At 65.8% G+C, this 18246-nt stretch carries 20 protein-coding genes; 12 read left to right on the forward strand and 8 right to left on the reverse strand.

Going from position 1 to position 18246, the window contains the following annotated elements; genetic code table 11:
• Positions 1–861, reverse strand: a complete 861-nt coding sequence (locus ACFWU2_RS03340; RefSeq protein ID WP_378600664.1) for a MaoC/PaaZ C-terminal domain-containing protein — start codon at positions 859–861, stop codon at positions 1–3.
• 47 nt (positions 862–908) lie between these two features.
• Positions 909–2624: a 3-oxosteroid 1-dehydrogenase gene (gene kstD / locus ACFWU2_RS03345; RefSeq protein WP_378600671.1), complete on the reverse strand. Its 1716-nt coding sequence runs from the start codon at positions 2622–2624 to the stop codon at positions 909–911.
• Positions 2625–2900: 276 nt separating this feature from the next.
• Between kstD and ACFWU2_RS03350 the strand changes: the two genes are divergently transcribed.
• Together ACFWU2_RS03350 and ACFWU2_RS03355 are read left to right on the forward strand one after the other, a co-directional pair.
• Positions 2901–3101 (forward strand): hypothetical protein, encoded by a 201-nt coding sequence (locus ACFWU2_RS03350; RefSeq protein WP_378600674.1) that lies wholly within the window; start codon positions 2901–2903, stop codon positions 3099–3101.
• Positions 3102–3317: 216 nt separating this feature from the next.
• Positions 3318–3758: a dienelactone hydrolase family protein gene (locus ACFWU2_RS03355; RefSeq protein WP_378602274.1), complete on the forward strand. Its 441-nt coding sequence runs from the start codon at positions 3318–3320 to the stop codon at positions 3756–3758.
• A 7-nt stretch (positions 3759–3765) separates the two neighbouring features.
• Here the strand turns inward: ACFWU2_RS03355 and ACFWU2_RS03360 are convergent, their stop codons facing one another.
• Both ACFWU2_RS03360 and ACFWU2_RS03365 read right to left on the reverse strand, forming a co-directional pair.
• A complete protein-coding gene (locus ACFWU2_RS03360; protein WP_378600676.1) occupies positions 3766–4122 on the reverse strand; it encodes a hypothetical protein in 357 nt (118 codons plus the stop codon).
• Positions 4123–4124: 2 nt separating this feature from the next.
• Positions 4125–5273 carry a Rieske 2Fe-2S domain-containing protein gene (locus tag ACFWU2_RS03365; protein WP_378600679.1) on the reverse strand — a complete coding sequence of 383 codons (1149 nt, stop codon included), beginning with the start codon at positions 5271–5273 and terminating at the stop codon, positions 4125–4127.
• A 191-nt stretch (positions 5274–5464) separates the two neighbouring features.
• Between ACFWU2_RS03365 and hsaA the strand changes: the two genes are divergently transcribed.
• The 4 genes from hsaA to hsaB are packed head-to-tail and all read left to right on the forward strand — an operon-like array spanning position 5465 to position 9007.
• On the forward strand, positions 5465–6640 hold the full coding sequence (gene hsaA, locus ACFWU2_RS03370; RefSeq protein ID WP_169622736.1) for a 3-hydroxy-9,10-secoandrosta-1,3,5(10)-triene-9,17-dione monooxygenase oxygenase subunit: 1176 nt from the start codon (positions 5465–5467) through the stop codon (positions 6638–6640).
• A gap of 8 nt (positions 6641–6648) precedes the next feature.
• On the forward strand, positions 6649–7527 hold the full coding sequence (hsaD, locus tag ACFWU2_RS03375) for a 4,5:9,10-diseco-3-hydroxy-5,9,17-trioxoandrosta-1(10),2-diene-4-oate hydrolase (RefSeq protein WP_378600724.1): 879 nt from the start codon (positions 6649–6651) through the stop codon (positions 7525–7527).
• On the forward strand, positions 7524–8426 hold the full coding sequence (gene hsaC / locus ACFWU2_RS03380) for an iron-dependent extradiol dioxygenase HsaC (RefSeq protein WP_378600731.1): 903 nt from the start codon (positions 7524–7526) through the stop codon (positions 8424–8426). Before hsaD ends, hsaC begins: the two co-directional genes overlap by 4 nt.
• Complete coding sequence (gene hsaB, locus ACFWU2_RS03385) at positions 8423–9007, forward strand: 3-hydroxy-9,10-secoandrosta-1,3,5(10)-triene-9,17-dione monooxygenase reductase subunit (RefSeq protein ID WP_378600734.1); 585 nt, start codon at positions 8423–8425, stop codon at positions 9005–9007. Before hsaC ends, hsaB begins: the two co-directional genes overlap by 4 nt.
• A gap of 84 nt (positions 9008–9091) precedes the next feature.
• Here hsaB and ACFWU2_RS03390 read toward each other — a convergent pair whose 3' ends face one another.
• A complete protein-coding gene (locus ACFWU2_RS03390; RefSeq protein ID WP_378600737.1) occupies positions 9092–10063 on the reverse strand; it encodes a PRC-barrel domain-containing protein in 972 nt (323 codons plus the stop codon).
• 258 nt (positions 10064–10321) lie between these two features.
• Here ACFWU2_RS03390 and ACFWU2_RS03395 point away from each other — a divergent pair, with 258 nt between their 5' ends.
• Positions 10322–11563, forward strand: a complete 1242-nt coding sequence (locus ACFWU2_RS03395) for an aspartate aminotransferase family protein (RefSeq protein ID WP_378600740.1) — start codon at positions 10322–10324, stop codon at positions 11561–11563.
• Between the two features lie 26 nt (positions 11564–11589).
• Positions 11590–12084, forward strand: a complete 495-nt coding sequence (locus ACFWU2_RS03400) for a DUF3830 family protein (protein ID WP_378600743.1) — start codon at positions 11590–11592, stop codon at positions 12082–12084.
• A gap of 17 nt (positions 12085–12101) precedes the next feature.
• Here the strand turns inward: ACFWU2_RS03400 and ACFWU2_RS03405 are convergent, their stop codons facing one another.
• Positions 12102–12542: a winged helix-turn-helix transcriptional regulator gene (locus ACFWU2_RS03405; protein WP_378600746.1), complete on the reverse strand. Its 441-nt coding sequence runs from the start codon at positions 12540–12542 to the stop codon at positions 12102–12104.
• Between the two features lie 120 nt (positions 12543–12662).
• On the opposite strand from ACFWU2_RS03405, the gene ACFWU2_RS03410 reads away from it, so the two are divergent.
• Entirely contained in the window at positions 12663–13580 is a 918-nt protein-coding gene (locus tag ACFWU2_RS03410) for an NADP-dependent oxidoreductase (RefSeq protein WP_378600749.1), read from the forward strand.
• Between the two features lie 7 nt (positions 13581–13587).
• Here ACFWU2_RS03410 and ACFWU2_RS03415 read toward each other — a convergent pair whose 3' ends face one another.
• Together ACFWU2_RS03415 and ACFWU2_RS03420 are read right to left on the reverse strand one after the other, a co-directional pair.
• Positions 13588–14958 (reverse strand): amidase, encoded by a 1371-nt coding sequence (locus ACFWU2_RS03415; protein ID WP_378600752.1) that lies wholly within the window; start codon positions 14956–14958, stop codon positions 13588–13590.
• A gap of 53 nt (positions 14959–15011) precedes the next feature.
• Positions 15012–15986, reverse strand: a complete 975-nt coding sequence (locus ACFWU2_RS03420; RefSeq protein WP_378600755.1) for a D-2-hydroxyacid dehydrogenase — start codon at positions 15984–15986, stop codon at positions 15012–15014.
• An 87-nt stretch (positions 15987–16073) separates the two neighbouring features.
• On the opposite strand from ACFWU2_RS03420, the gene ACFWU2_RS03425 reads away from it, so the two are divergent.
• The 3 genes from ACFWU2_RS03425 to ACFWU2_RS03435 are packed head-to-tail and all read left to right on the forward strand — an operon-like array spanning position 16074 to position 18236.
• The gene (locus tag ACFWU2_RS03425) at positions 16074–16814 is read left to right on the forward strand and encodes an Asp/Glu/hydantoin racemase (protein ID WP_378600758.1); all 741 of its coding nucleotides are present in this window, start codon (positions 16074–16076) and stop codon (positions 16812–16814) included.
• Complete coding sequence (locus tag ACFWU2_RS03430) at positions 16814–17557, forward strand: maleate cis-trans isomerase (protein WP_378600761.1); 744 nt, start codon at positions 16814–16816, stop codon at positions 17555–17557. Before ACFWU2_RS03425 ends, ACFWU2_RS03430 begins: the two co-directional genes overlap by 1 nt.
• Positions 17544–18236, forward strand: a complete 693-nt coding sequence (locus ACFWU2_RS03435) for a GntR family transcriptional regulator (RefSeq protein WP_378600764.1) — start codon at positions 17544–17546, stop codon at positions 18234–18236. The genes ACFWU2_RS03430 and ACFWU2_RS03435 overlap by 14 nt, the downstream gene beginning before the upstream one ends.
• Positions 18237–18246: the final 10 nt, after the last annotated feature.

Below are 18246 nucleotides of genomic sequence, written 5' to 3' on the forward strand. Positions count from 1 at the left end.
TCACGACACGGTCAGGACGACATCGGCCAGTGCCGGCGCGAGGTCACGTTCGACCACCGAGGCGGTCACAAGCTTGCGGGAGCCCTCGTCCCAGATCCGTACACGGAGGGTTTCCCCGGGGAACACCACACCGGCGAACCGTGCCCGGAAACCGGCGACTCGGGCGGCATCCGCATCGAGGAGCGCGTCGGTGACGGCTTTGCACACGATTCCGTAGGTGCACAGTCCGTGCAGGATCGGGGCGGGGAAGCCTGCCGCCGCCGCGAACTCGGGATCGGAATGCAGGGGATTGCGGTCCCCGCACAATCGGTACAGAAGCGCCTGTTGCGGAAGAGTCGGGACATCGATTTCGGCATCCGGTTCCCGGTCGGGAAGCTCCACCGACTCGGACGGGCCACGTTCTCCGCCGAATCCACCTTCACCGCGCGCAAAGATCGACGACCGGGCCGTCCACAGAGGATTACCGTCGAGGTCTTCGGTGGTGGATTCCTGCACGATCACGGCGGCCTTGCCCTTGTCCCACACCTCGGAGATGCGGGTGACGGTGCGGCCCTTGCCCGACGGCGGGATGGGCGCGTGCACGACCACTTCCTGACTGCCGTGCACGACCTTGGCGAGATCGATTTCGATTCCGGGGAAGGACACCTTCGGCGGCTCGATCTGGTGGAACGTGGCCGCGACCGTCGCGAAGGTGGGCAGCGCCTGCGGTGCGCGGTCCCGGAGATAAAGCAGTTCGCCGGCGTCGGTAGGCCGGGATCCGGCACCGAGTCCGAGGTTGTAGAGCTGAATGTCGCTGCTCGACCAGGAGAATTCCTGGGCGGGCAACTCGGCGCCGAGAGCGACGGCGGGGTCGATGGGCACGCGATGTTGTCCTTTCGCGAAAACGGCGGCGCGGTGGCCGGTATCGGTCAGCGGCTTTCGGCGGGTTCGGTCAGTTCGTCGTCGACGGGGTCACCGTGACCGGAATCGAGGATGTCGAGAACTGCCAGGTACCCGAAGGTCATCGCGGGGCCGATCGTCGCGCCCGGTCCGGCGTACGTGTGTCCCATGACGGGTGAACCGACGTTGCCCGTCGCGTAGAGCCCTTCGATCGCGGTGCCGTCCTCGCGCAGTACCCGTGCGTGGACGTCGGTGACGAGGCCGCCTTTGGTGCCGAGATCGCCGGGCACGACCTTGAACGCGTAGAACGGCGCCTTGTCGACGACACCGAGGCTCGGGTTGGGCTTGTTGCGGGGATCGCCGTAATAGTGGTCGTATTCCGACTCGCCGCGGCCGAAGTCCTCGTCTTTGCCGGCGCGCGCGAAACCGTTGAACCGTTCGACGGTGTCGGTGAGCGCTGCGGCAGGGACCCCGATCTTCTCGGCGAGTTCGCTGATCGAGCCGGCCTTGACGAGCACCCCGGCCTTCTCCCAGCGGCCGGGAAAGGGTGTTCGCGGGGTGATGCCGGCGAAGGTGTACCGATCACGGTAGCGCTGATCGAGGATGAGCCAACTCGGAATATTCTCCCCGGGCCCGTCCCCACGGCCGTGCTTTCCGCCGTACATCGCGTGTGTGGCCTCGACGTAGGGCGCGGACTCGTTCACGAATCGTTTTCCGGCACTGTTGACCATCATGCAGCCGGGCAGGCTTCGTTCCGACAGCGCGAACCACGGACCGCCGGTGAGCGGGAAGGACGGACCCCACCACGCGTCGTCCATGAAGTCCACTGCAGCCCCGAGTTTTTGGCCCGCCAGGATTCCATCGCCGGTGTTGGCCTTGGCTCCCACCGTCCATTCGGTGCCGATCGGCGCGCGCTGGTACTTCTTGCGCATCTCCTCGTTGTGCTCGAACCCGCCGCTGGCGAGGATCACGCCCTTGCGGGCTCGGATGATCCGCTGCTCGCCGTGCGAGTCGACGGTCACCCCGCGCACGACGCCGTCCTCGACGAGCAGATCGGTCAGCGCGGTATCGAGGAGCAACGGGACGCCGGCGTCTCGCAGGCCGATGCGCAGGCCGGCCATCAGCGCCTGGCCGCGCACCAGGAGGTGCTTCTTGGTGATGTTGGCCCACACGAATCGCGCTCCGACCCGAACGGCACGGAGGGGCCCGCGGGGGTTGCGCACCAGCAGGTTCAGCCATTTGTAATCGGCCTGGGTGATGACGAAGTTCTTCGGGGCACGCGCGTAGTCAGGTTCGAGCAATGCGAGATCGTCGCCGAGGCGGCGGCCGTCGAACGGCGTCGGCTCCACGGAGCGGCCCCCTGCCCGGCCGCCGGGCGCCTCCGGATAGTAATCGGAATACCCTGGAACCCATTGTAATTCGAGCGCACTGTGTTTCTGCACGAACGAGAGCATCTCGGGCCCGCGATCGATGTAGGTATCGATCTTCTCGGCGGGCACGACATCCCCGATGATGCTGTGGAGGTACGTGCGAGCGGCCTCGGGAGTGTCCTGCACCCCGGCGGCCACGAGGGCGTCGTTGTTGGGGATCCACACGCCGCCACCGGAGCGGGCGCTCGATCCGCCGTACCGGGATGCCTTCTCGATCAGGACGACACTCGACCCCTTGCGGGCAGCGGTGATCGCGGCGGTCATTCCGCCGGCGCCACTGCCGACGACGACGATGTCGTACTCCTGATTGCTCATGTAGAACACGTTATAGAACGAGGGGGTGCGGAGTCCATCTTTTCTGTACAACCCACTGTCGGTACAGAGAACGTCGACGGGAACGCGTTCCAGTACCGCGCGTCGAGCCGAAGTGCAGCGGACCGTCTCGAGCCGGTGGGAAACGGGGCATTACCGAATGGCGTCGTATGACCGGATTGCCCGCTTGGTGGATATAGGTGGGTTTGTTCGGTTCCGAGATGGGTATCCGCAGCCGTCCGAACCCTCGGACACATCATCGACTGCGAGGTGGGAACCGTGCGTTTGTTGACTCTCTTGGTGCTGGTCTGGCTGGTGATCGGGGCCGTCGCTGGGTGGCAGCGAGGCTACTTCGAGGATTCCCCGCAGAACTGCAGCAGCGTGGCCACGGTGGCAACCACCGTCATAGCAGGTCCGCTGAACTATGCGGGTGTGAACCCGCAGGTCCAGTGCGAGGGACTGCCCGAGCCCAGCCAGTAGGCCGGTGGGGGACCGAACGACGTGTTCGGCCCCGTCCACTGTTCCGAACGGCCACTGTGGAGTGATATCCCGACACATCCCCGGCGAACTCTTTCGCCGGGGATGTGGGCGTTCGGTTGTGCCCCATGACAAGATCCGGGCAGGGGACGGCGACGGGCACTTGTCGTTACCCGGGCCGAATAAAGCCCAACCGGGCCAGGTGATCGCTCCAGTCCGATTCATGACGATCGCCACGCGTACGGTCGAGTATCCGGCGGATGGCCTGATGATGGTCGGACACCTGGCTCTGCCGACCGGTGCCGACCGCCGGCCTGCGGTCCTGATCGGACCGGAAGGGCCGGGGCTGAACGACTTCCAGCGGCAGCGGGCCACGCTCTCGCCGAACTCGGCTACGTCGCTTTCGCTTTCGAACACAACGGTGGGCGCTGGTTCGACGACCCCGCGGAGATGCTCGCGTACCTGACACCTTTGCTCGCGGACCCGGGCCGGATGCCGGCCATGGGCAGGGCGGCACTGGATGTGGTGCGGGCGGAGCCGCGGACCGATCCGGAGCGGATCGCGGCGGTCGGCTACGGCACCGGCGGCGCGATTGTGCTGGAACTCGGGCGCGACATCATGGCCCTGCTCGACGAGTGCGTGCCCGTCGCGCGAGAATGACGCCCCTCTACGACGCGTCGGGAACGGCGATGGTTCCATCGAGCACGGCCTGGTCGATGGAAGCCTGCAACTGCGGGCACCCTTCGCGGGGGCTGATCGACGCACCGGGGACCACGCCGGAGTCGCGGAAGGTGGGGCACACCGCGTCGGGATTCTCCTGCCACTGCACGCTGGTGTGCTTGTAGCTGTTCTTACGCACCAGCACGCACGTGCCGCACTGGCGACATCTCACCTCGTGCTGACCCGAGTCGAGATAGTTGATCTTGTCGATTGCGGTCTGGGTGGCGATGGCCTCGACCCGATCGGGCCGATCGGCGAAATCCGGTGACTTCGCCCATCTTCTCTGCCGGGTCGAGGAACTCATCGTCAGACCTCGGCTTCCTGCTTGCCGGACTTCTCTTCTGCCGCCTTGCGTGCCAGATTCTCGGCGACCTCTTTTTCCCAGGACTCGTTGGCCTTGGCGGTGTCGACCTCGAATTCGAAACGGCCCGTCATCTTCTCGGTGACATCGGCGACGTCGACGTAGAACTGCTCGTACCAGCGGCGGAGCTGGTAGACCGGGCCGTCCTCGTCGCACAGCAGGGGGTTCTCGATCTTGGTCTTGTTCTTCCAGATCTCGACGTCCTGGAGGAAACCCTCACCGATCCCCTCGGTGAACTTCGCCGCCAGCTTGTCCGACTGCTCGTCGGACATCCCGGTCGGCTTCTTCACGATGATGCCGTACTGCAGCATGAACGAGTCGTGCGTCACGGGGTAGTGGCAGTTGATCAGTACCGACTCGACGTTGTATCCGCCGTAGCTGTTGGTCATCGGGTTGATCATGTAGGACGGCCCGTAGTACGCGGCGTACGACTCGAGCGTCGATTCGAGCCCGTACTGCGTCGACATCCCCTTGTCGGGCCGGCCGCGCGTGTTGAGGTACTGCTCCGCGATATGACCTTCGAACACGTTCTTGAAGAAGGTCGGGAACGCGAAGTGGATGTAGTAGAAGTGCGCCATATCCACGACGTTGTCGATGATCTCCCGGCAATTGGCGCCTTCGATCAGGATCTGGTTCCACGTCCAGTCCGTCCACTCGCCCGTGCCGTGATGCTCGATGTCAGGAATCGTGACCTCGGCCGGCGGCGGATTGCCCTCGGGGTCGTTCCACACGAACAACTGGCCGTGCTTGACCATCGTGGTCCAGGCGCGGGTGCGGGCCAGCGGGGGAACTCGGCGCGAATACGGGATCTCGGTGCACTTGCCGTTGCCACCCCAGCGCCAGTCGTGGAACGGGCACGCCACCGAGTCGCCCTTGATCTCGCCCTGGGTGAGGTCACCGCCCATGTGTCGGCAGTAGCCGTCGAGCACATTCAGTTCGCCCTTGCTGTCGGCCCAGACCACCAATTTGGTGCCGAAGGCTTCGACGGCGTGGGGACGCCCGTCGGCGAACGTCCTGCTGAGCCCGAGGCAATGCCAGCCTCGGGCGAACCGTGTCCGGGCTTCTCCGATGTCGATCTCGCGAATCTGCGCCATGTCAGCTCCCTTCCTTCCGCAATCTCCTGTTAGAACACGTTATAGAATTCTGTCCTCGAGGGGAAGTGAACCGGGACTTTGGTCCTAACTGTTCAGGGGTGTATGCGCTGATCTCGCGATCCTCGACACGAATAGGAACATGTTCTAGTCTTGGTGCAAGCGATCAATTCCTGAACAGACGGGAGCGTCCAGTGGGTGACCACGACAGTCACGAGGTACTGCAGCGGATCGACGCACTGCTGCCCACCCTGCGCGAACGCGCGCAGGAGGCCGAGGATCTGCGCCGCGTCCCGGATGATTCGGTCAAGGCACTTCAGGAAGCCGGTTTCTTCCGGTTGCTGCAACCGGCACAGTGGGGTGGGTACGAGGCAGACCCCGTGACCTTCTACACCGCGGTACGCAACATCGCGAGTGCGTGCGGTTCCACCGGGTGGGTTTCCGGCATCATCGGCGTGCACAACTGGCACCTCGCGTTGTTCGGCCAGGAGGCGCAGGAAGAGGTGTGGGGCGACGATCCCGACGTCCGGATCTCCTCGTCCTACGCCCCGATGGGCGCGGGTGAAGTGGTCGACGGTGGTTACAAGGTCAACGGTGCGTGGGCCTGGTCGTCCGGCTGCGACCACGCGAGCTGGGTGGTCGTCGGCGGTCCCGTGATCAAGGACGGGCGTCCCGTCGACTTCGGCAGCTTCCTGATCCCGCGATCCGAGTACGAGATCGACGACGTCTGGAACGTGGTGGGCCTGCGTGGCACCGGTTCGAACACCATCGTCGTCAAAGACGTTGTGGTGCCCCGCCATCGATTTCTGAGCTTCAGGGCGATGAACGAGCTCGCCTCACCCGGCCTCGAGCAGAATACGGCTCCCGTCTACAAGATGCCTTGGGGCACAATTCATCCCACCACCATTTCGGCGCCGATCGTCGGCATGGCGTACGGAGCGTACGACGCGCACGTCGAGCACCAGGGCAAGCGTGTCCGCGCCGCTTACGCGGGCGAAAAGGCGAAGGACGACCCGTTCGCGAAGATCCGTATCGCCGAGGCGTCGAGCGACATCGATGCTGCGTGGCGCCAACTCTCGGGCAACGTCGCGGACGAATACGCGTGCCTCCTGCGGGGTGAAGACGTTCCGATGGAGATCCGCCTGCGGGCACGCCGCGACCAGGTCCGCGCGACCGGCCGTGCCATCGCCTCGATCGACCGGCTCTTCGAGAACTCCGGCGCCACCGCGCTCGCCAACGGGACACCGATTCAGCGCTTCTGGCGCGACGCACACGCCGGCCGGGTGCACGCCGCCAACGACGCAGAGCGCGCGTACGTGATGTTCGGCGCCGCCGAGTTCGGTCTCCCGCTCACCGACACGATGGTCTAGGAACGCCTGTGACTGCAACAGAAGAGCTCACCTACGAGTCAACCTCCCGTTTCGCGCAGGTCCGCGACGATCTGCGCCTGCACTATCACGAGGCGGGCGTCGGTCACGACACCACGATCGTGTTGCTGCACGGTGGCGGTCCGGGCGCGTCCTCGTGGTCGAACTTCGCCAAGAACATTCCGGTGCTCGCGCGACGATTCCACGTGATCGCCGTCGACCAGCCGGGTTACGGACGTTCGGACAAGCCGACCGAGCATCCGCAGTACTTCGTGCACAGCGCGTCGGCGCTGGCTGATCTGCTCGACACCCTCGGCATCACCGATCGAGTACACCTGCTGGGCAATTCGCTCGGCGGGGGCGCGGCGGTGCGGTTCGCACTCGACTATCCCGATCGCGCCGGACGGCTCGTGCTGATGGGCCCCGGGGGTCTGAGCGTGAATCTGTTCGCACCCGATCCCACCGAGGGCGTGAAGAACCTCGGCAAATTCAGCTACCAGCCCACCCGCGAGAACCTCGAGGCGTTCCTGCGGATCATGGTGTTCGACCAGTCGCTGATCACACCGGAACTCGTCGAGGAGCGGTTCGCCGCCGCGAGTACACCGGAATCGCTGGCCGCTGCCAAAGCCATGGGCAAATCCTTCTCCAGCGGAGAGTTCGAGAAGGGCATGCTGTGGCGCGACGCCTACAGGCTGCGGCAGCGCGTCCTTCTCATCTGGGGCCGGGAAGACCGGGTCAACCCGCTCGACGGTGCGCTGGTCGCACTGAAGATGATTCCCCGCGCGCAACTGCACGTGTTCGGCGGTTGCGGGCACTGGGCGCAACTCGAGAAGTTCGACGAATTCAACAAGCTGACCGTGGACTTTCTGACGGACGGAGACAACTCATGAGTATCCGATCCCTGGCATACCTTCGCATCGGTGCGACCGATATGGGCGCGTGGCGCGAGTACGGACTCAAGGTCCTCGGCATGATCGAGGGCAAGGGGTCGGTCTCCGACGCGCTCTATCTGAGGATGGACGATTTCCCCGCGCGTCTGGTCATCGAGCCCCACGAGTCCGATCAACTTCTCGTCTCCGGGTGGGAGAGCGCGAACGCTGCCGAACTTCAGGAGGTTCGCGACAACCTCTCGGCTGCGGGCGTGCCGTTCAAGGAAGGTACCGCCGAACAACTCGCGGATCGCCGTGTGGTCGAACTGATCACCTTCCAGGATCCGTCGGACAACACCCTCGAGGTGTTCCACGGTGCGGCGCTCGAACACCGCCGAATCGTCAGCCCGTACGGGCACCGGTTCGTCACCGGCGAACAGGGTCTCGGTCACGTGGTGCTCTCCACCCGCGACGACGAGGAATCACTGCGCTTCTACCGCGATGTGCTCGGATTCCGTCTCCGCGACTCCATGCGCCTGCCCCCGCAGATCGTGGGCCGGCCCGCGGACGGCGATCCGGCGTGGCTCCGGTTCTTCGGGTGCAACCCGCGCCACCACAGCCTCGCCTTCATGCCGATGCCGACCCCGAGCGGCATCGTCCACCTCATGCTCGAGGTGGAGAACTCCGACGACGTCGGACTCGCACTCGATCGCGCACTGCGCAAGAACGTCAAGATGTCGGCAACGCTCGGCCGGCACGTCAACGACAAGATGCTGTCGTTCTACATGAAGACGCCCGGCGGTTTCGACGTCGAATTCGGCTGTGAGGGACTGCAGGTCGAGGATGAGGGCTGGATCGCTCGTGAATCCACCGCGGTGAGCCTCTGGGGTCACGATTTCTCGGTGGGGATGCAGCCGTGACAGTGCCGGTCGGCGATGCCGGCGGTGCGATCGATCCCAAGTCGTTCCGTACCGTTCTCGGTCAGTTCTGCACCGGAGTCACCATCATCACGACCATGGACGGCGATGAGCCCATCGGCTTCGCGTGCCAGTCGTTCGCAGCGTTGTCGCTCGACCCGCCGCTCGTGTTGTTCTGTCCCACCAAGCAATCCCGCTCGTGGGGAGCGATCGAGCAGTCGGGTCGCTTCTGTGTCAACGTGCTCGCCGAGGAACAGCAGGAGACGTGTGCGCGTTTCGGCTCTCGCGAACCCGACAAGTTCGCGGGAATCGACTGGAGCCCTTCGGAGTTGGGTTCGCCGATCCTGACCGGTTCGCTCGCTCACATCGATTGCACCGTCGAGACCGTTCACGACGGCGGCGACCACTGGGTGGTGTTCGGCCGGGTCGCGTCGCTCAGTGAGGTGCGCGACGAGGCGGAGCGTCCGTTGCTCTTCTACCGCGGTCAGTACACCGGCATCGAGCCCGACAAGACGGTGCCCGCGCCGTGGCGTGATGATCTCGAAGCGTTTCTCACCACCGCGTCGGAAGACACCTGGCTGTAGAGCAGAGAAGAGGGCGCCGGACCCGGGGACGAACCCCGGAGCCGGCGCCCTTTTTCGTCTGGATTTTCGACGGTCAGGCGAATGTCAGGACTGCGTGGAGCCGTCGGGATCCTCTTCGTAGTACTCCGTGGTCACCACGCGCTTCACCAGGCGCGGCTTGCGCGGCTCGTCGCCGTGACCCTTGTTTTCCTTGTTCCGGTCGCGGTCCCCGCCGGGACGGGCGTCCGGAGTGCCGGTACGGCGAGTGTCGGCACTCTCCCCGATACGGGTATCCGGGGTCACGTTACCCCGGAGATCGTCGGAGGTGCGGTGGCTCGTGTGCGTATCGGCCGTGGAGGGGATGGAATGCGTGCCGGGGGTGGGGGTGGACAGGGTGCCCGGAGTCGGGTTGTGAGAGTGCCCGGACGATCCCGAATCTCCGAAGCCCTGGGACGGCGATCCGGTTGTCCGGTCTCCGGAGTCGGAGACGCCACGTGCCGTGCCCGAAGGGGACGACGGGGTGGAGGCGGTGTCGCCGGGAACCGAGTGCTGCAGCGGATTGTCGCGCTGGGTGTCGTGCGAGGGACGGTAGTTGCCTGCGATGCCTTCGCGTGCGGCGTCGGGGGGCAGCGTGCCTGTCCGGCCTGCGTCACCGGGTCGATCCGTATGACCGATTCGATCCGTGTCACCGATTCGATCCGTGTCACCGGATCGTCCGGCGGCCGGGTTCCGATGCGCGTCGGTGGACGCGGAATCGCTCTCGTGAGCGCCGCTGTAGTAGCGGTACAGTTCGTCTTCTTCGAGGGGCGTGAGTTCGCCGTTCTCCTCGACATTCGGCGCGCCTGTCACCGTGTCCTTGTCGAACGGCACATGCACACCCGAGTCGTCGAGGGTGGCGTCGTCGACGGGGACGAAGTGACGGCGGGTGCCGAACAGTCCGGTCACCACCGTGATCCAGCCCGGCTCCCCGGTTCTGTTGTCGAGATATACCTCGCCGACTTTTCCTAATTTGGTGCCGTCCGGACCGTATGCGGTGGCACGAGCGAGGGTATCGAGTTCGTTGTTCGTAATCATCATTGCCTCATCGGTCGGCGCTGTTGTCGCTGAGGGCATTCCCTGCTCGCGGACCGATGAAACTCCCTGGGCGCGGCGAAGCCGACCGCCGCGGACGGGGTGGCCGGCCCGACCACACCTCGGTCGAGTTCGACCGGCCCGCTTCGGATGCGGTTCTCCCGCGTGCCGTTGCCTTCGGCGTGGACCCATGTTATGCATATTGTCAACAATCCGACAAGAGCAAGTGCCCGAATTCGGTAGGTGTATCCCGGGAGGGCCCTCATGGCACGACTGTCACCACTTCTCCTGCAAGCCACCCCGGTCACCGTGGACCACGCGTCGGGTTGTTATCTGTACGGCAGCGACGGGCGTCGCTACCTCGACTTCACCGCCGGTATCGGTGTCACCGGTACCGGGCACTGTCATCCGCATGTGGTCGAGGCGGCGCAGCGGCAGGTCGCTACCCTGATCCACGGCCAGTACACGACCGTGATGCACCGGCCGCTCCTCGAACTCGTCGAGGCACTGGGTCCGGTATTGCCCGAAGGTCTCGATTCACTGTTCTTTGCGAACTCCGGCAGCGAGGCTGTCGAAGCAGCGCTGCGTCTCGTGCGGCAGGCGACAGGTCGTCCCAACGTGGTCGTCTTCCACGGCGGGTTCCACGGCCGGACGGTCGCCGCCGCGTCGATGACGACGTCGGGCACCCGGTTCTCCGCAGGCTTCTCGCCGTTGATGGGAGGCGTGCATGTCGCGCCGTTCCCCACCGCCTACCGGTACGGGTGGAGCGTAGACGAGGCAACGGATTTCGCGCTCCGAGAACTGGATTACCTCTTCGCCACCGTCACCGCGCCCGACGAAACGGCAGCATTCGTCGTCGAACCCGTGCTCGGCGAAGGCGGCTACATCCCGGGCAACGTCCGCTTCTTCCAGGGTCTGCGGGAGCGTGCCGACAGATACGGCATCCTCCTCGTGTTCGACGAGATCCAGACAGGATTCGGGCGCACCGGAAAGTTCTTCGGGCACCAGCACTTCGACGTGCGTCCGGATGTGATCACGATGGCAAAGGGACTCGCGAGCGGATTTCCGTTGTCCGGCATCGCGGCCTCCGAAGAACTCATGTCTCGTGCCCGGCCGGGATCGCAGGGCGGAACCTACGGAGCCAACGCGGTGTCGTGCGCGGCGGCGGTCGCCACACTCGAGGTGATCCGGAAGGAAGGACTCGTGACGAACGCGGCGCTGCGCGGGGACGAGTTGCTGGCGGGTGCGCAGACGCGGGCGACGCCCGCCGTCGGTGACGTTCGTGGACTCGGGCTCATGGTCGGATCCGAGTTCACCGGTGCCGACGGTGCACCCGACCGCGACGGCGCCACAGCAGCACAGCACGCAGCCGCACGAAAAGGGTTGTTGCTGTTGACCTGCGGCGCCTACATGAACGTGGTACGCATGATCCCTCCGCTGATCGTGACCGGAGAGCAGATCGAGGAGGCACTCGATATCTGGTCGGAGGTTCTCGCCGAGATCTGAACTGTCACGCGTACGAAGGAGATCCTGTGGCCCGGTTCATCACCATTTCCCTCGACAAGCGCGGCATCTCCTGTCGCGCACGACTGCTCGAAGCGGAGGCTCCGCTGACCTGCGACGCGGTGTGGAATGTTCTGCCGCAGAACGGGTCCGCATTCCATGCGAAATACGCACGCAACGAGGTGTACACCCTCGTTCCGCGCATCACGGCGGCTCCGCATCGGGAGAATCCGACGGTGACCCCGATCCCCGGAGACGTGTGCCTGTTCGATTTCGAACCGTGGGAGATCGGGAACTCCGCATACGGATACGAGCCGGGATCGGAAGCGCATGCGGCGCAGGGTGCTACCGATCTGGCACTCTTCTACGGGCGGAACAATCTGCTCCTCAACGGCGATGTGGGGTGGGTGCCGGGCAACGTGTTCGCGACCATCGAGGAGGGCTTGACCGACCTCGCGGTGGCGTGCAACGACCTGTGGATGGAGGGCGCAGCGGGGGAGACGCTGACGTTCGCCCGTGGGTGATCACGTCCCGTCCCTCGTCACTCCTCCGCGTCGTACTGTTCACGGTGCGCGAGCACCTCGTCCATGTGGGCCTCGGCCCACGCCTTGATCCCGCGTATCACCTGGTGGAGCGACAGTCCGAGTTCGGTGAGTTCGTACGTGACCGTGACGGGCACGGTCGGGGCGACGGTGCGCGTCACGAGGCCGTCGCGCTCGAGTGAGCGCAGTGTCTGCGTGAGCATCTTCTGACTGACCCCCGCAAGCCTGCGTGACAGTTCCGAGTAGCGCATCGCTCGTGGTTCGCCGCTGCATTCGTCACCGGGGCGGGAGGGCCCGTCACTCCCGAGCGCGGCGAGAATCAACGCCACCCACTTGTCCGAGATACGCGCGAGCAGCTGACGGCTGGGGCACTCCGCCAGGAATGCGTCGTACTCCGCCTGTACTTGCGCTCGCTTCTGAGCCGCGGTCATGGTCGGCATGAGTGCTCCTTCCTACCGGTGGGTGCCTTACGCACTTCGGAGTGCGTACTTCCCGCCGGAGAGCTACCTATCCATGATGAAGCGGAGAGTCATTTCGATACAAGTGCCGAGGAGCAACCGATGAACACATCGACTTTCCGCACCGCCGTGGTGCGCACTCCGAACGGGCCCGGCTCGATCGAGATCATCGACGTTCCCGTCGTGCGACCGGGACCCGGGCAGGTTCGGGTCGGGATCGCCGGCGCACCCGTCAATCCGGTCGATCTCGGGGTCGCGGACGGGTTCTTCCACACGATCGGCCTGATCGACCAGCCCGAATACACGGGGCTGGGATGGGAGTTCGCCGGCACAGTGCTCGACTCCGGCCCAGGTGTGGACCTGGAGATCGGCACCCGCGTCGCCGGCATGGTGGGCGGCTTCGATCGCGACTACGGCACGTACGCCGAACAAGTCGTCGTGCCGGTCGCCGGCCTCGCCGTCGTCCCGGACGGACTGGATCTGGCCACGGCATCGACATTGCCGGTCAACGGGCTGGCCGCCGTGCAGATGCTCGACCTGCTCGGTGACCCACCCACCGACTCACACCGGCTCCTCGTGACCGGGGCAGCAGGCGCGGTGGGTGGCTATCTTCTCGCACTCGCGCCCGAACGGGGATGGGAGGTAACGGGCCTTGCGCGGCCCGAGGACGGGGAGTTCGTGCGGAGTCTGGGCGCCCGATTCGCTCCGCACACAGAGCCGGGCTGGGACGCGGTCGCCGACGCTGCCTCACTGCAGGAACGGGCGCTCGAGGTGGTTCGTGACGGGGGGAGATTCGTCGGCGTCAAGCCGAACGCGGTTCCGGCCGCCGAACGCGGAATCTCGGTATCGGCCGTGGAAACGCGCCCCGACGGCGCCCGGCTGGGCGATCTGCTCGTGCGGGCCGCGTCGGGTGGCCTCCCGGCGCGGGTGCATTCCGTCGTGCCGCTCGAGGCGGCCCCCGATGCCCACCGCGCAGTCGCTGCGGGCGGGGTGCGCGGCCGCTACGTGCTCGCGCCGTGACGTCGCACTAGCTCAGCGCGTATTCGGCGAATCGGGCGACCGCGAGCAGCAGGTCGTCGGAGTGGCGCGGTCCGACGATCTGCAGGCCCACCGGCAGGCCGGCGGCCGTCGTGCCGGCCGGGATGCTGATCGCCGGTTGCTGGGTGAGGTTGAACGGGTAGCTGAACGGCGTCCACTGCGGCCACCCGCTCGCGGAGGAGCCCGGGGGAACGTCGTGACCCGCCTCGAATGCGGTGATCGGCACCGTGGGGGTGAGGAGCATGTTGTGTGTCTGGTGGAAGTGGCCCATCGCGATTCCGAGGCTCGCTGCGACCGCCCGCGCATCCAGATAGTCGACGGCGCGTAGGTGCTCGCCTCGCTCCCAGACCGCGCCCAGGCCGGGGTCCACCTTGTTCCGGGTGCCTTCGGGGAAGGACGCCAGCATCGCGGCCGCGCCCGCGGCCCACATGATCTCGAAGGCCTCGAGGGGGTCGCCGAAACCTGGGTCGGCTTCGGTCACCGGGAGTCCGGCCTCGTCGAGTTTTCGTACCGCTGCGTCGACGATGTCGCCGACTTCCGGATCGACCGTCACGTATCCGAGGGTCTTCGAATACGCGATGCCCATGCCCAGTACCTCCCGCTGGAGCGCACCTCGGAAGGTCATGATCGGGGGCGCAAGCGCCGTGGGATCGCGGTGATCGGGAAGCGACAGGATGTCGGTGAGCAGGGCCGCGTCCTCGACCGTCCGGGTGATCGGTCCGGCGTGGGCTAGTGGGCCGAACGGACTGGCCGGAAACAGCGGGATCCGTCCGTGGGTGGGTTTGAATCCCACGACTCCGCAGAACGCGGCGGGGATCCGAATGCTCCCGCCACCGTCGGTGCCGACGGAGCACGGGCCGAATCCGGCCGCGACCGCCGCGGCGCTCCCGCCCGACGAGCCACCGGCGGTCTTCGTCGTATCGGCAGGATTGCGGGTGATCCCGTACAGCGCCGAATCGGTGACGGCCTTCCAGGCGATTTCGGGCGTCGTGGTCTTGCCGACGAACACCATGCCGTCCTCACGCAGCCTGGCGGTCACCGGGCTGTCCACGTGCCACGGCTGATGTTCGTCGACGGCTTGGGAACCCCGCAACGTCGGCCATCCCGCGGTGAGGAACACATCCTTGATCGAGATCGGCACACCGTCCAGGAGACCCTTGGAATATCCGGTGCGCCAGCGCTCCTCGGAACGACGGGCCTGAGCGAGCGCCCTCTCTTCCTCGACGAGGCAATAGGCGTTGATCTCACCGTCGCGTGCGGCGATCTCGTCGAACACCGCACGCGCGGCTTCGACCGGCGACAGCTCACCGGAGGAGAACGCGGTGACGAGTTCGACGGCGGTCATGTCGGTGGGGTTCATCGTGTTCTCCTTGTCCGGGTGGTGTGCCGGGTTCTGCCCGGGCACACCGCCCCTCACGAACTCGGCACGTAACCGAGTCGCTTGTCCACGACATTCTCGAGTGGCAATCCTGCTCTCCAGCGGCGGAAATTGTCGGCGAATGCGTCGACGAGCGTGTCCTGCCACCCGACGAAGTCGCCCGCGTTGTGCGGGGTGACGACTACACCGGGAAGATCCCACAGAGGGTGGTCGCGCGGCAGCGGTTCGGGATCGACGACATCGAGCGCAGCGCCCGCGAGCACGCCCGAGCGGAGTGCGTCGACGAGGTCATCGGTGCGCACGAGTTCACCGCGACCGACGTTGACCAACCGTGCGCCGCGCTTCACGGACCCGAACAACTCGGCATCGAACAATCCGTGGGTGCTGTCGGTGAGAGGGGCTGCGAGCACGACGAAGTCGGCCACGGCCAGCGCCGCCGGGAGATCCTCGGTTGCGGTGACGGTGCCGAAGTCCGGGTCGCCGACCCTGCTGCGGCGACCGGACCCGCTGACCTTCATCCCCGCGGCGGTGAGGAGTCGTGCGATGGCCCGCCCGATCGGTCCGGTGCCCACAACCAGGACGCTGCGACCGGCGATGCGCTCGGAATCGCGGTGTCTCCACGTGTGGTCTCGTTGCAGGCGCAGAGATTCCGGGATGCCTTTGGCGAACGACAGTATTTGAGCCAGAACATATTCCGCGATCGGAACGTCGAAGATTCCGCGTGAGTTGGTGACCGTGACGTCGCTGTCGACCAACTCGGGAAACATCAGCGGATCGACTCCGGCCGAGGCCGCGTGAACCCAGGAGAGTGCGTTCGCCGCGTGCCACGCGTCGGGGAGGGCGTCGGACTGGAAGTCGTAGACGAACAGGACGTCGGCGCCGTCGAGAGCGCCGGCCAGTCCCTCGCGCTTGGTATAGCGAATGGTCGCATGCTCGGCGACCGGTGACATCCGCGCCGCGGTGGGCAGGGCTTCGGCATGAAGCACTGCCACGACCGGGTTCGCGTTCACGTTGACACCGTATGAGCGCATCGTATGATTGTCAACAATCTCACCTGCCGGGGGATTGCCGGAAATGGACGTCGTTCGGGGGACTGCATGGAACTGGACATCCCCGAATTCGAGGGGCCTCTGGCGCAGCGGGGAGTAGGCATCATCGCGCCTTTCGATCTCGCTCTCGAGCGCGAACTATGGCGTTGGGCACCGCTCGAGGTGAGTCTGCATCTGGCGCGGACACCCTACGAACCGGTCCCGGTCAGTCTGGAGATGGCCGAATTGGTTTCGGAGCGAAGACACCTCGTCACCGCTACCCGAGACGTGCTGCACGTGGAACCGGAAGTGGTCGCCTATCTGTGCACCTCCGGCAGCTTCATCAAAGGCATCGGATACGAGAAGACCTTGTGTGACGCCATCTGCGAAGCCGGAGCCCCCTGCGCGGTCACCACTTCCGGGGCGCTACTCGAAGCGCTGCACGACCTCGACCTCACCCGGATCTCGGTGATCACCCCCTACGACGAGCGATTGACGAAACTCCTGCACGGCTTTCTTGCCGAAGCCGGAACAGAGGTGGTCCGGTCGACCCACCTGGGTCTCGGCGGCGGCATCTGGAAAGTCAACTACCGCACCATCGCCGAGCGCATCATTGCCGCGGACAGCCCCGATTCCGAAGCGATCTTCGTCAGCTGCACCAATCTGCCCACCTACGACCTCATCGCCCCGCTCGAGCGGGAACTCGGCAAGCCCGTGCTCACAGCGAACCAGCTCACCATCTGGGCATGTCTCGGGCGGATGAGATTACCGATGACCGGACCGGGCAAATGGCTGAGAGGTGTTTTCTGATGCAGCAGGACCGTTCCGTGAAAGTGGGGATCATCTACCCCGGCCATGCCGCAGAAGACGACTACGTGTTCGCCGCAGAACTCGTCGGCGCCGCTTTTCCCGTCGCCCATATCTACGGCACCGATCTGCACGCGGTACCCGAGTTGCTCGACCTGGGCGGTCCGCGGAAACTCGCGGCCGGTGCCGCCCAGTTGGCGCCGGAGAACCCGGATTCGGTGATGTGGGCGTGCACATCGGGCAGTTTCGTCTACGGAGTAGAGGGTGCGCGCACGCAGGTCGACGACTTGTCTGTCGCGGCCGGGGGCGTGCCCGCATCCAGCACGAGCTTCGCATTCGTCGAGGCGTTGACGGCCTTGGGTTCGACGCGCGTCGCGGTGGCCGCCAGCTATCCCCGTGATGTCGGCGCACTGTTCGTCGAGTTTCTCACCGCGACAGGTAGCGACGTGGTGTCGTTCGGCGTCGCGGGCATCGACACGGCCGCTCAGGTGGGCACGCTCTCCGCGGACGACGTGCTGGACCTCGCCGCGGCCGGCGACCATCCGGACGCCGACGTGCTCCTCGTCCCCGATACCGCGATGCACACCCTGCGCATTCTTCGGGAGCTCGAAAAGCACGTCGGGAAGCCGGTTCTCACCGCAAATCAGGTGACGGTGTGGCAGGGCCTGCGACTGGCCGGATGTACAGTGATGCGCCCGGAACTGGGCATTTTGTTCGAGGAAGGTATCGATCATGGCGCTCGGTGATCTCGACGATCTCCGGCCTGTCGCGCGACCGTCGACAGCGGAACTCATCGCGGAACAGCTTCGGTCTGCGATCGTCAAGGGCGCGCTTGCGCCGGGCACCCAGTTGGGGGAAACCGAACTCGCGACGCATTTCGCGGTGTCGCGCGGACCGCTTCGCGAGGCCATGCAGCGCCTCCTCTCGGAGGGGCTGCTCTACAGCATCCGGAATCGCGGAATCTTCGTCACCGAACTGACTTTCGACGACGTCGTCGACATCTACCGGAGCCGCCGGGTCATCGAGGGTGGCGCCCTCGAACTGATCCTCGAAGGTCGCCGGGAACAGGCGTGGCACGACCTCGGCCCCGCGGTCGACGCGATGCGCGCTGCCGCCGAGCGCGACGATCCGGCCGGTGTGTCCGACGGCGATCAGCGCTTCCACGAAATTCTGGTGGCGAGTTCTTCGAGCCCGCGACTCATCCGGGCGGCGCGCACCCTTCTTGTCGAGACGCGGATGTGCCTGGGTGCGCTGCAGACCACCTATCCCGTACTCGGCGAGCAGGTCGACGAGCACGTCGTGTTGCGCACCGCGATCCGGTCCGCACCGGCCGACCATGTGCACCGCATGCTCGACGAGCACCTCGACGACGCCGTGCGCCGTCTCCGCGGACTCCAGGGCGCCGGCGACGGGGCCGTGCTCTAGCAAGGCAGCG

Source organism: Rhodococcus sp. NPDC058639, from assembly GCF_042717545.1.
Lineage (GTDB): Bacteria > Actinomycetota > Actinomycetes > Mycobacteriales > Mycobacteriaceae > Rhodococcus.

Bases quoted from the DNA above. Each gene is read 5' to 3' on its own strand.
- kstD (WP_378600671.1), bottom strand. From the start codon at position 2,624: ATGAGCAATCAGGAGTACGACATCGTCGTCGTCGGCAGTGGCGCCGGC.
- ACFWU2_RS03360 (WP_378600676.1), bottom strand. From the start codon at position 4,122: ATGAGTTCCTCGACCCGGCAGAGAAGATGGGCGAAGTCACCGGATTTC.
- ACFWU2_RS03365 (WP_378600679.1), bottom strand. From the start codon at position 5,273: ATGGCGCAGATTCGCGAGATCGACATCGGAGAAGCCCGGACACGGTTC.
- hsaC (WP_378600731.1), top strand. From the start codon at position 7,524: ATGAGTATCCGATCCCTGGCATACCTTCGCATCGGTGCGACCGATATG.
- ACFWU2_RS03390 (WP_378600737.1), bottom strand. From the start codon at position 10,063: ATGATGATTACGAACAACGAACTCGATACCCTCGCTCGTGCCACCGCA.
- ACFWU2_RS03395 (WP_378600740.1), top strand. From the start codon at position 10,322: ATGGCACGACTGTCACCACTTCTCCTGCAAGCCACCCCGGTCACCGTG.
- ACFWU2_RS03405 (WP_378600746.1), bottom strand. From the start codon at position 12,542: ATGCCGACCATGACCGCGGCTCAGAAGCGAGCGCAAGTACAGGCGGAG.
- ACFWU2_RS03410 (WP_378600749.1), top strand. From the start codon at position 12,663: ATGAACACATCGACTTTCCGCACCGCCGTGGTGCGCACTCCGAACGGG.
- ACFWU2_RS03415 (WP_378600752.1), bottom strand. From the start codon at position 14,958: ATGAACCCCACCGACATGACCGCCGTCGAACTCGTCACCGCGTTCTCC.
- ACFWU2_RS03425 (WP_378600758.1), top strand. From the start codon at position 16,074: ATGGAACTGGACATCCCCGAATTCGAGGGGCCTCTGGCGCAGCGGGGA.
- ACFWU2_RS03430 (WP_378600761.1), top strand. From the start codon at position 16,814: ATGCAGCAGGACCGTTCCGTGAAAGTGGGGATCATCTACCCCGGCCAT.
- ACFWU2_RS03435 (WP_378600764.1), top strand. From the start codon at position 17,544: ATGGCGCTCGGTGATCTCGACGATCTCCGGCCTGTCGCGCGACCGTCG.